Consider the following 12,202-nt stretch of genomic DNA (forward strand, 5'->3'; position numbering starts at 1 on the left):
TCTTAAATTTCTCCCAGTTTATAAAGGGATGCTTTACCTGTAGAACCGAACAGATCCATTTTTTTCTTCACCAGTTCTGTTGCCGCTTTGGTCGCCTCAGGCATCAGTTGATCCGGTTCATATGCTTTCGGATTTGCATCGAGTGTCGCTCTTAATTGGTTGTAGAATGCTCGCTTCATATCGGTTGATAAATTGATCTTCGCTATCCCATGCTTCACTGCTTCTCTAATCTCTTCATCAGGATTATCTGATCCACCATGCAGCACTAACGGAATTTTTACTTTTTCATGAATTTGTTTCAAACGATCGATTTTGATCGAATGATCTTTGGATTGAGGATAAATACCATGTGAAGTACCTACAGCGACAGCAAGTGTATCGATACCTGTTTGTTCTACAAAAATCGCCGCTTCTTCTGGATTCGTATACAAAATTTCGTCAGCCCCACCTTCCGAGCTGCCTTCATTACTCCCAATCGTGCCTAGTTCACCTTCTACAGATACATCGACCAGATGAGCCAGTTCAACCGCTTCCTTGGTTGCCGCAATATTCTCCTCAAAAGGTAAATGAGATGCATCCATCATGACTGATGTATACCCATTGCGAATCGAACGCGTAATATCTTTGATCGTCGCTCCATGATCCAGATGAATAACAAACGGTACTTTGGACTTGGATGCCGCTTCTCGCACATAGGCTATAAACCCATCAGTGACTAGATCAATTTCATTCGGGTGAATCTGCATAATTGCAGGCGAATTCTGCTCCTCTGCGGCTGTAATGACCACTTTGACGAACTCGCTATTGGCTACATTAAATGATCCGACTGCAAATTTATTTTCATACGCTACTTTAAGTAAATCTTTCATATTAATTAACATTTGAATTCCTCCTAGATTTATTTGGAAGACCAGACTTCCAAAAATTCATCGTAATTGGTGATATGGAGTAGTTTTTCTGTCATATTGGTCTGTTTAAACACATCGTAAATTTCTTCAAAAAATTTGGTGTTATTCACCTTCTGATTTTTCGGCGGAATAAACAGAAAAATAATCTGCGCCATCTGATCACCCCATAGCATTTTCTGCTTATTAATCGCTACCAGTACACGTAGTTTTTTGTTATCTCCACAATCAAATGGATGGGGCATCGCGACCAAATTCCCAATATTGGTACTCGACATTTTTTCTCTTTCCACAATACTGGTATATAAATGCTGAATATCGCCTAGTTCTGTAAGTTTTTTTAACAAATCAATTGGATTGTCTTCATTTAGGAAAAAAACATCATCTGGTGATAAATAATATTTGAGTAGTCCACGATTTAACTGAATCGAAATATTCTTCATATCATCACTTGTAATCATTTCACTTACCAGAATGATATTTTGTACATTTAACTGCTGTTGTTCCGCAATCTCGCTCGTTGTGATAATCGTTTCAATTCCTTCGGGAAGAAGATGTATTTCATGATTAGCTAATAGACTATCGATTCTAATATTCGGAAAATAGAGATTAATCTTACGCTCCAATAACTTGCCGACTAATAGATTTTTGCCATAAATAATTGCAATCCGTTTTCTGTTATCTTGAGAGTTCTCAATAATGCCCATAATGTGTAACGTCAAGTAACCGATTTCATTTTCGGGTATTTTGATATTTAAGCAAAATTGCAATTCTTTTGCCAACACAACTGCGACATTATAAGCATTGGTATATTCTGATTTTATTTGAGCAATAAAAGGATTTTCGACAGGGAAATAATACTTTAATGGGTATAATGATTTGGTAATATGAGCTAATAATCGATCAAGTAACTCTTGGTTTTTGTAGCTGATGAATCCATATTGCTCTCCAACTTTTTGGATCACTGATTTGATTTTTTGTTCCATTTCATTCACGTGTTCATGCCCGATTTCTTCATTTTTTTTAGGTAAGATCTGCAATGCGATCAGCAGGTAACCTAAATACTGATACTCATATTCATCAAAAGGGATATCCATTTCTTGAGCCAGACGGATCAGAATAGATTGGGCTATTTTTAATTCTTCAAAGCTTGTATGATCCAACCTCATATCCTGTTCAGTTATTTTTTGTGCAAGACTTACTCGTTTAAGACTGATCAAAACATTCACACAGATCGAGAATAATTCTTGAAAACTTAGCAATAAATTATACTTGGCAACCTCTTCTTCAATACAAGCGTAGATAAAATGAATAGAAGATTCGTTGAACCAATCGCCAAAATAGTATTGCAGTGCTTCGTCTATCGGCATGTGTTTGAGACAATCGGTAGTGACTAGTTTTTTGAGCAAAATCCGTTTCTCAACTTCGCTTCCTTTAAGCCGGATACCTTGGAAGATAATCGCTTCAATTTCGATGTTCTGCTTTTCTGCTTGAATCGTTTGCACTAATTTTTGCACGTCTTTACGGATCGTTTGAGTCGAAAAATAAAGCGTTCTAGCCAGATCCTCATACGTAATAAAATCAGTCTGCGATAACAGTGCTTTGATAATATGAAATGCTCTTTCTTCGTCATCATCTTCATTTTTATACAGGCTGGATAAATCCCCGACTAATTTGTATCCTTTGCGAGTATTTCCAATAATCATTGCTTTATCTAAATAATTTTCATTCATTTCTTTGATGTCATTGCGAATCGTTCTAGTCGTTACATCAAATAGATTAGCTAATTCGCTTCCACTCACAAAATCATGCTCAGATTGTTTTAAATGCTCTAATAGCTTAATGTAACGTTTTCTCATTTGGCTTTCCTCCTTACACACATACTAATGCAAGCGCTTTATATCCACCAAGCCTATACTCTTTCCTAATAGTTAGGAAGTGATCGTGTATTCGTTTATGATACCCACTTTTTTTAAATTCTAAGTTAGTATTCTATTTAAGAATCGTTTGGGAAGGAAAACAGAACACAAAAAAACCAACCTTCTAAAAAGGTTGGTTTTTTTGTATAGTACCACTACATCCATGACAATAAACGCGATCCCTACAAACACTACCTACACTAGGCCCTTAACGGTTTGTTCTGGTTCCAAATGTAATTACGATTGTACTAACCTATAATCCATAGCCACAACGCCAATCCGGCCAACGTGATCAAAAGTGTCGGGATCGTCAGGATGATACCTGCTTTGAAATAATACCCCCATGTGATCTTTACACCTTTACGGGATAACACATGCAACCACAGCAATGTGGCAAGTGATCCAATCGGGGTCATTTTGGGACCCAGGTCGGAACCAATGACATTGGCATAGATCAATGCTTCTTGAATGATACCTTCAGTATGTGCACCCTGGATGGCTAGCAGGTTAATCAACACGGTCGGCAGGTTGTTCATCACCGATGATAATACAGCAGCGATGATGCCCATCCCGAGTGAAGCAGCCAGCAGACCATGCTCTGCTATGGCATCCAGCCAGCGGCTCAGATGATCCGTTAACCCTGCATTACGCAGTCCATATACGACGATATACATGCCCACCGAGAACACCACAATCGACCATGGCGCTTCCTTAATTACCCGTTTCAGATCAACAGCCTCGCTCTTGCGTGCCAACAAAGCGAACAGCAACGCAACAGAGCCAACGATAACCGACACGGGAATCGGCAGAAACTCACTGGATGCATAGGCAACCAATAACAGCCCAAGCATGAACCAGGCGATTCGGAACATCCGTGGATCACGTATTGCTTCCTTCGGGTCACGTGCCGCGGAGATGTCGTAGCGAAGGGGTATGCTTTTGCGATAAAACAAAAACAACATCCCCGTACTCGCTACGATTGAGAACAGATTGGGCACAACCATGCGTACAGCATACTCCACAAATGTAATGCCAAAGAAATCGGCCGAAACAATGTTAACCAGATTGCTGACGACCAGCGGTAACGACGTTGTATCGGCAATAAACCCACTCGCCATCACAAAAGCCAACACCATGCGCTCATCAAACTTCAATGCACGCACCATTGCCAGCACAATTGGCGTCAGAATGAGCGCGGCACCGTCATTCGCGAACAAGGCAGACACCGCGGCTCCCAGAAGAATGGAGTAGAAGAACAGTCTGCGACCGTCTCCTCCAGCCAGCCTAGCCATATGAAGGGCAGCCCATTCGAAGAAACCCGTCTCGTCGAGAATGAGAGAAATCATAATAATGCCGACAAAGGCCAGCGTTGCATTCCATACAATGGATGCTACATCCGAGGCATCGTTTAAGCTGACAACTCCACACAGCAGAGCAAGCAATGCCCCACCAGAGGCAGTCCAACCGATACCCAATCCACGAGGTTGCCAGATCACCAAGGTGATCGTTACTACAAAAATCAGTATTGCTACGTATACCATAGAGCCTCCTGCTGTACCCTGTATCAATATATTATTTCGTTAATTCAATCTTATACTGTAAGATTACACCGCTCTATGCGCGGAATGACCAGACGATATATTTATACAGGGCAACAGGAATATTGTCTATCTTTATTTTCTTTTAATATAAAATGTGTGGTAAGTTATGGTGTTCCTAATTTTAGAATTTATTCTATACCCTTATCCTTCGGTGTATCCTCCACCATCTTGAACATGCCAAGCAGTCCTTGTAATTGTTCTGCCATGCTATTCAGATGTGCCGAGGATGATGCAATCTCTTCTACCGATGCCAGTTGTTCTTGCGAAGATGCAGACACGGATTCTGTATTCGCAGCCGATTCCTGGGTCACATTCGAAATATCACTCATCGCCTTGGCAACGTGCGATGCACCGCTCTCCAGTTGCTTCGTTGTTGCGGACAAGTCATCCAATGTATGAACAGCATCTTCCACCGCCTCCCGAATCTGAGCAAAGGATTGTCCTGACGTATTCACGGCCTGAATTCCTTCTCCTACCCGAGTCTGAGCTGCATTCATAGCGATTAGAGCGGCATCCATGTCCTGACGGATATTATGAACCACCTCACCAATCTGCGCTGCCGAACTTCCGGATTCTTCTGCCAGTTTGCGTACCTCACCAGCTACAACTGCAAACCCACGCCCCGCATCCCCCGCTCTTGCTGCTTCAATAGAAGCATTTAATGCGAGCAAGTTTGTTTGTTTGGAGATGGATGCAATAACATCAACCATGCTACCAATCTCAACGGAACGGGCATTCAGAGATTGAACCACCGTTCCCAGCTGCTCCACCGTTTCCTGGATACTGTTCATCTGCTCCACAGCCTGTCCTGCTGCCTCATTCCCAGATGAAGCCGCTCCGGACGTATGCCGCATATTTGCCGTAATCGATTGTACACGCTCCGACATCATTCGAACATCTTCTGCCATTCGGCTCATCTGTCCCGATCCGTCTTTCACGCTGTTTACCTGCTGCTCTGCACCTTCAGCCAGTTCCTGAATGGCCAGTGTTGAATGTTCAATCGCTTTGGTAGTTTGTTCTGCACTGGCAGACAACTCTTGAGAAGAAGCAGATACCTGCTCTGTCGTTTCCTGTACGCCCAGAATCATCATCCGCAGGTTATCGACCATACGTTCAAAATACTTCGCCAGTTCTCCGACTTCATCTTTACGCCCTGTTTCCATTTTCACGGTCAAGTCACCTTTACTCACGGCTCTGGCAGATTCCTGCAGTCGTTTAATTGGACGCAGCATGGAGCGTGTAAACCAGATAATAAAGAGGAGCGTAAGGAACGTGGCCGCCAGAATAACAATAAATGTGGCCATGCGAATATCCTTACTTGCATTAGTTACTTCACTCTTGAGCATCGTGCCGGCAATTTTCCAGCCTGTTGCTTCATTTGTTGAAAAAATCATCATCTTCGGCTCATCGTTGAACACGTAATCGAATTGACCTTCTGAACCTTCATACATCTCATCCAGCAAGCCACTCGTTTCCGGCGTACCTGCATCTGCTACAGGGGATACGACATAGTTTTTGTTTGCATCCATAATAATGACGTAGCCTTCTTTGCCCACCTTAATGGATGCCTGCTCTTGCAGGTCTGTCAGGTCCAGAGATAACCCGATGACACCGGATTGATCCTTTAATGTTTTGGAGATAAACACAACTGCAACACCATCGGTATTAACAGACACCGCTGATACAACAGCTGTACCTGGCTTGTCCATCGCTAGTTTGTACCATTCCCGCTCCCTAGGATCATAAGCATCTCCCCGTGTGCTGCTCGCTGTTGGTTTACCTCGAACCATAACTCCGTCTGTTGTTCCTACAAAAATGTTCATGGCATCGGGATGCAAGCCCAGATATTGCTCCAGCTTCAACTGAAGCTCGGGACTATCGTTCTCCCCTTTGATCAGGCTCGGATCAAGAGCATCCGCGAAATAGTTAATGTCATGAATCTTGTAATTCACTTGGCTTTCTACAATGGTATTGGCAGTGCTCACACTTTGCATGGCACTATCCACTAATTGTCCTTGTACGCCATCTTCAGCCATCGTTAGTGTGATTAAGCCGACTGCCAAGCTTGGCAGGAGTAGAACGGCCAGGAAGGAGACCAATAGTTTGTTCCTTATATTCCAGACGAAACCTTTCTTTTTCTTCTTTTTATTTTGACTATGTTTTGGTTTGGCAGGTTTCGCTGCTTTCATTGGTTTATTATCCTGAGTTTCACTCATGTCTTTCTCCCCCTCAAAATGTAAAAATGCCCTCTTTCTTTGTATGTATGGATCAATCTAAAGGCTTATCTTATATATCGGCTAAATGAGGGTATTTATTTGAGAGAAAAATGTGCAGGCACGCCAAACAAGCCACCTCTGATCAGAAGCGACTTGTACAAGGTACAGGTTACTAATTATTCCATGAATTAGATGAAGTATTAGAGTAAGGACCGCCTGGGGGTTGCGCAGAGGGTTTACCAAAATAGTAGCCCTGTGCAAGCTCAATACCTATGGAACGACAGAATTCAAACTCTTCCATTCGTTCGATCCCCTCGGCAAGGACTTGCCCTCCAAATCGACTCGACATCTCAACAATATGAAGAATTTTCTCTTGTTTGGTCGAATCCTGATCACAACGATCAATAAGACTTCGATCTATTTTGACAAAATCCGGTTCTAACCGATTCATCAACTCTATTGTCGAATATCCGGCACCCACATCATCCAGTGCAACCGACATTCCACGGGAACGATATACCTCAAAGATTTGCTGCAAGATAGGCATATGCTGAATCTGCTCTGTTTCCACGACTTCAAACACAAAATCTTTAGGGTCCAGCGAAAGGCGTTCAATCGCTTCAAACGTATGTGTCAGACAATATTCGGGATTGTATATGGAGGAAGGCAGGAAATTTACGAAGCGTTTGACACCATGCGGCAAAAAAAGGGCACTGGTCTCAATAGCAGTAATACGCGCCAATCGATCCAGAAAAGAATGTAGTCCGGTCTCACGCGCAACTTCAAATAATTCATAGGAACTGAAGGATTTTCCATTCTCAGCAGGACGAAGCAAAAACTCATATCCGATAATCTGCTCCGATGCATCAACGATGGGTTGCATATGACTGCTGAATTGATGCTCCAGAATAATGGAAACAAGCTCCGCATGTTTGAAACGGGACTCCTGCATGGTTAGACTAATCCAGCTTTCTTCATTAGCCTGTTCGTAAATAGGCATAATCTGAACGGTTAGGGAATCACGTAATGTCGGATCAATTTCGCCGATCTCTTTTATTAAATTTTGAACCGTCTCAAGATTCGAAAAATCCATCCACATCATGTCATCCGACGTCTCGATAAGTCTTCCCGGCGTTTGTAGCGCTTCCAGCAAAGCGGGGGAAATGGGACGCAAGTACAAGGTACCTTGGCCCTCTATAGGATAGATTGGACTGCAGCCACTGCAATTCATGTAGGACCCCCCTTGCCAATTTAGATTCCATGTCCATTAATGTTCACTTGTATATACCCAAAGTTTGTAAATATTATATCATGGGTCTTAAAATTAATCTCTACTGTTTTGATGACTTCCTGTATGACGGTTCTTGGAACAAATATATTCAAATTTGCAGAAAAAAAGACCGACAGTCTGATGACTGTCGGTCTCCCTCAACTTATTAAACTTTAAGAAGCGGGAATCACGATTTTCTGTCCAACTTTCAGGTTGTGTACATCTGGAATTACGTTAAATGTGACAATCTTGCGCCAGTCCACACCATATTTTAAGCCGATACGGTACAAGTTATCGCCTTTTTTCACCACATATACCACTTTGCCGCCCGCTGGTTTCTCAGGCTGTGGCTTGGTCGTTGGTTTGGTTGGAGTAGTCGGCTCCGTAGGTTTAGTTGGCTTTGTAGGCGTAGGAGCAGGCTCCGTACCTGGTTTCGGAGTTGTTGTTGCTTCTCCAGTTAATTTCATGCCGTACTCAGCAAAACCATCATCATTTGTACCAATGAAAGACATCGCCGGGTTCGCTTCTACCAGATTTTTGGCATCCGGGGAAGATGCGAACACAACTTCAAGGTCGTTAAGTGCTGCTGCGGTTAACCCAGCAGATGGTTTGATTGGTGCCAGCGACCAGTTACCGTCAGCGGTTGGGTTAATCGTTTTGTTCTCACGGATATAGTCGATGATCACTTGACGGTTCTCATCCGGTGCAGCCAGAACGATACGTTTACCGTCCGGGTTAGCCAGCTTGGACGAAGAAGCACGGTAGTTATTCGTCGCTACGATGAATTTTTGCGCTGGGTCAATCGGTTTACCGTTAAAGCTCAGATCCTTGATCCGGCTTGCCGATGCATTTACAACGGTTGCTTTGCCGTCATACTTGGCTGGTTGTGTCACATCAATCTGATACGTTACACCATCGATAACATCGAAGTTGTACGTTGGGAAGTCATTGTTGATCAGTTGTTGCTGTCCACCTTTAGCCGGGTCGATCTGGTTGAACTGGCCTGCAGACCATTCCAGCCATTCTTTCAGTTCTGCGCCGTTAACCATTACAGCATGTACCGTATTTGGATACACGTACAGGTCAGCAACGTTTTTGATGGCAATGGTGCCTTTAGGAATATTCGTGTAATACGAAGCGCCTGAACGTCCACCGGCTTTGAACGGTGCACCTGCGGACAATACAGGAATTTTCTCATATTCCGTACCTTGCATATGTTTTTCGACATACCATTTCTGTGCATTCGTTACGATCTGAATGGATGGATCATCCTGAACCAGAGCGAAGAAGCTGTTGATGGGTGCAGTCGTTTCGCCCACCGGACCACGAACATACTCCAATGTACCTTCATGCTCTTCATGAACCGCATCAATGATGTCCTGATCAGCCTCTACCAGTGGCTTTTTGTTGGCTGTGTCATAGATTGGGCGTGCTTCCGTTTTGGAATCGACCACTTTCCATTTGCCATCCACTTGTTCTAGATCCAGATCAATAATCCCCAGGTGATCCCCCCAGAATCCTGGCTCTACAGCAGGAACGCCGTTAATGGTGCCCTTCTCCAGGTCTACCCCTTTTTTGCCGGAAAAATCAGCACTTGGGAACACTTTGTGGGCATGTCCAAACAGAATAGCATTAATGCCTTCAACTTGGCTCAGATACAGAACGGAGTTCTCCATCAGATCCGTTTGAGGAATTTCCTCAAATCCGGAGTGAGGAATAGCTACAATAATGTCGGCACCTTTGGCTTTCATTTCAGGAATGAATTTTTTTGCAGTAGCAATAATGTCTTTGGCGATGACCTTACCTTCAAGATTAGCGCTGTCCCATTGCATGATTTGTGGCGGTACAAATCCGATCACACCTACTTTGATCGTATGTTCTTTGCCAGTCTCATCCGTTACTTTTTTATCCAAAATCTCATATGGTGTGAAATAGTTCTTGTCATTTGTCTCATCATCATCACCATCGTCTACATAAACATTGGCATTAATGTAAGGGAAGTTCGCTCCCTCCAGCGTCATGTCCAGGAAGTCCAGACCATAGTTGAACTCATGGTTACCGATGTTACCTGCATCATAATCGAGCAGATTCATCGCTTTATATACAGGGTGAGTCTCACCCTTTTTCAGTGGATCAATTTTGGCAGTGTAGTCTCCCAGCGGATTCCCCTGAATTAGATCCCCGTTATCAAACAGCAGGCTGTTCTTCGCTTCGTCACGGGCTTTCTTAATCAGTGTTGCTGTTTTGGCGAGTCCATATTGGTCTGTCTCTTTGTCGGAATAATAATCATAGTTAACCAGATTGGTATGAATGTCTGTGGTCTCCATGATCCGCAGTTTAACTTTGGCAGCATCCGCAGCCGACACAGGTACCGGAAATACCGCAAGCACGTTTAATGCAACCAAAGCGGCAGTCAGGCTTGATAATACTTTTTTTCTCATTTTCAAAATAACCCCTCCCGGTTATGTACATTGAATCATGCATTAATGGGCAAACGAAGAGCGCAGAAAAAAGATAGATTTCATGGGTTGTGCGTACTGACGCTCTGATGACATGCATCGGAATTTCAGGTAAGTTTATCTCACATGAACATCTATTTATGTCTGTGCTTGTCGTTTACTTTCCAAATCATAACGCAATGATCAGCCATTGAAAAGCATTATTTTTTACATTACCCGCACATACCTAGGTAAGTTTACATTATCATGCGTGAATTCGACATTTTTTTCAACATTTTAGTAGGTATTTAGTGCTTATTATCTTTAAAATACGTATATTACATGTGCCTTACATGTATATCCAATTCAGCGTTATTCATCCATACCAAAAACCGTGAAACCTTAATGGCTTTCACGGTTGGATTAAACTCTGCGCGTATTTTCGCATAAGGACGCTACTTTGCAGAGGTTATGTTCATATTCGGATTATTGTTCCCACACATGATGTTCATGATCTTTCCCCGTGTATTCAATACGAGTCGGGGTAATGTCCAGAATGACATAGTTCGGATCATTAGGTCCATCGAACCACGCCTTCAGTTCGTCGTTCCACACTTGCTCACGCAAGCCTTCGTTCTTCGTCACTTCACAGGTTCCTTCAATCTCAACTACTTCCTTGGAACCACCAGCCTCATAACCTAGTAGCAGGCTAACATTCGGATTATTCTCCAGTTCCTCTACTTTGTGTGTACGGCGGTTCGTTGCCAGATGAATGTTCAGTCCATCGTTGAAAAGCGCCATATAGCGGGATTTCGGTTTACCATTCTCCACAGTGGAGAAGCTGCAAAAAGGGTTATTTTCCAATGCTTTTACAATGTTTTGTTCCAATTCAGTCTGGTTCATGGGAAGTGCTCCTTTCGGTTTGGGGGATGTTGGAAGAACTCTTGTAGGCGGCCGTTGCGGGTACGGATCGTTCTTTGGATCGCTGTTATCCCCGGATTTTTTTGATTCCCTTTTCTCAAAGGGAAAATCCGGTGATAAAGGCGAACGCTTTGCTTCCTCAGAATCGATTCCGTCCCCTCCACTACGTCTACTGTTCTCCCAATTTGAGGAGTGGGTAAGCTAAAGTTCAAACAGAAACCTGTACTTAACTTTGCAGGTTTCGTTTCTTTAGGTTTTATCCGCTCCGTTGCTGTGTATAAGTACAGTCAACTTACGTTAGGTGTAATAAGCCTGTACTTATAGTGTACCCACCTCACCTATGGTGAATCCATGAACCGATACGCTAACGTGACAAAATTGGAAAAGTTCTTTATAAAAATGTTTACATAAAGGGGTTAGCACGATATTTCTTCTTGGCTGATTTAATTCAAATCTCCAAGATAGATTGATGAAGAATCCGATTTAAGCAGCAACTCACCAATGGTTTTTGGATATAAACGAATCTGGGACAGCTCTTCAAGTGCAATCCATTCCACGGCGACTTGGTGGTCATCTGGATTGGAGCCTTCAAAAACGGTTGCCTCCGGATCGATCAGGCTGCACGCAAAATAAAATTCAACCTGATGGATATCTGCATCCCACTCGGCGAATTCATGATTTTTACCGATATACTCCCGGATATGTAACAGCTCTCCCACATTCACGGCCTGACCAATCTCCTCCAGACATTCACGTGCGACCGCATCCTTGAGTTCTTCACCTTTCTCCTGTCCTCCACCTGGGAACACATAAGCGGTACCATATTGGTCTTCCAGCCGGATGACCAGCAATCGTCCATCCTGTACAATGACAGCTTTCGCCGAGTTGCGTATGGGTTTCATTCTGTTGATCCACTCCTTGTCATTCTAAAA

General features: G+C 43.2%; 8 protein-coding genes. All 8 read right to left on the minus strand.

Translation table 11 applies throughout. From position 1 onward, the window contains the following. Positions 1–2: 2 nt before the first annotated feature. The 8 genes from MHB71_RS22750 to MHB71_RS22785 all read right to left on the minus strand — a co-directional run bounded on the left by MHB71_RS22750 (position 3) and on the right by MHB71_RS22785 (position 12,172). A complete protein-coding gene (locus MHB71_RS22750) occupies positions 3–881 on the minus strand; it encodes a ketose-bisphosphate aldolase (protein WP_036616777.1) in 879 nt (292 codons plus the stop codon). Positions 882–898: 17 nt separating this feature from the next. Continuing rightward, a complete protein-coding gene (locus tag MHB71_RS22755) occupies positions 899–2,764 on the minus strand; it encodes a PRD domain-containing protein (protein ID WP_307415227.1) in 1,866 nt (621 codons plus the stop codon). Positions 2,765–3,072: 308 nt separating this feature from the next. Further along, complete coding sequence (locus tag MHB71_RS22760; RefSeq protein WP_076253862.1) at positions 3,073–4,365, minus strand: arsenic transporter; 1,293 nt, start codon at positions 4,363–4,365, stop codon at positions 3,073–3,075. A gap of 188 nt (positions 4,366–4,553) precedes the next feature. Continuing rightward, positions 4,554–6,641: a methyl-accepting chemotaxis protein gene (locus tag MHB71_RS22765; protein WP_340027781.1), complete on the minus strand. Its 2,088-nt coding sequence runs from the start codon at positions 6,639–6,641 to the stop codon at positions 4,554–4,556. A gap of 172 nt (positions 6,642–6,813) precedes the next feature. Beyond that, positions 6,814–7,872 carry an EAL domain-containing protein gene (locus MHB71_RS22770; protein WP_076253863.1) on the minus strand — a complete coding sequence of 353 codons (1,059 nt, stop codon included), beginning with the start codon at positions 7,870–7,872 and terminating at the stop codon, positions 6,814–6,816. A 212-nt stretch (positions 7,873–8,084) separates the two neighbouring features. Further along, a complete protein-coding gene (locus tag MHB71_RS22775; RefSeq protein ID WP_340030215.1) occupies positions 8,085–10,352 on the minus strand; it encodes a bifunctional 2',3'-cyclic-nucleotide 2'-phosphodiesterase/3'-nucleotidase in 2,268 nt (755 codons plus the stop codon). A gap of 483 nt (positions 10,353–10,835) precedes the next feature. Beyond that, complete coding sequence (locus MHB71_RS22780) at positions 10,836–11,252, minus strand: pyridoxamine 5'-phosphate oxidase family protein (protein WP_074093246.1); 417 nt, start codon at positions 11,250–11,252, stop codon at positions 10,836–10,838. 461 nt (positions 11,253–11,713) lie between these two features. Beyond that, complete coding sequence (locus MHB71_RS22785) at positions 11,714–12,172, minus strand: NUDIX domain-containing protein (protein WP_253505289.1); 459 nt, start codon at positions 12,170–12,172, stop codon at positions 11,714–11,716. Positions 12,173–12,202 lie beyond the last annotated feature (30 nt).

This window comes from Paenibacillus sp. FSL H7-0940, assembly GCF_037979415.1.
Lineage (GTDB): Bacteria > Bacillota > Bacilli > Paenibacillales > Paenibacillaceae > Paenibacillus > Paenibacillus amylolyticus.

What these genes read in the sequence shown, in the direction of transcription:
- MHB71_RS22775 (WP_340030215.1), bottom strand. Translation starts at nt 10,352, where the DNA reads ATGAGAAAAAAAGTATTATCAAGCCTGACTGCCGCTTTGGTTGCATTA.
- MHB71_RS22785 (WP_253505289.1), bottom strand. Translation starts at nt 12,172, where the DNA reads ATGAAACCCATACGCAACTCGGCGAAAGCTGTCATTGTACAGGATGGA.
- MHB71_RS22780 (WP_074093246.1), bottom strand. Translation starts at nt 11,252, where the DNA reads ATGAACCAGACTGAATTGGAACAAAACATTGTAAAAGCATTGGAAAAT.
- MHB71_RS22755 (WP_307415227.1), bottom strand. Translation starts at nt 2,764, where the DNA reads ATGAGAAAACGTTACATTAAGCTATTAGAGCATTTAAAACAATCTGAG.
- MHB71_RS22770 (WP_076253863.1), bottom strand. Translation starts at nt 7,872, where the DNA reads ATGAATTGCAGTGGCTGCAGTCCAATCTATCCTATAGAGGGCCAAGGT.
- MHB71_RS22750 (WP_036616777.1), bottom strand. Translation starts at nt 881, where the DNA reads ATGTTAATTAATATGAAAGATTTACTTAAAGTAGCGTATGAAAATAAA.
- MHB71_RS22760 (WP_076253862.1), bottom strand. Translation starts at nt 4,365, where the DNA reads ATGGTATACGTAGCAATACTGATTTTTGTAGTAACGATCACCTTGGTG.
- MHB71_RS22765 (WP_340027781.1), bottom strand. Translation starts at nt 6,641, where the DNA reads ATGAGTGAAACTCAGGATAATAAACCAATGAAAGCAGCGAAACCTGCC.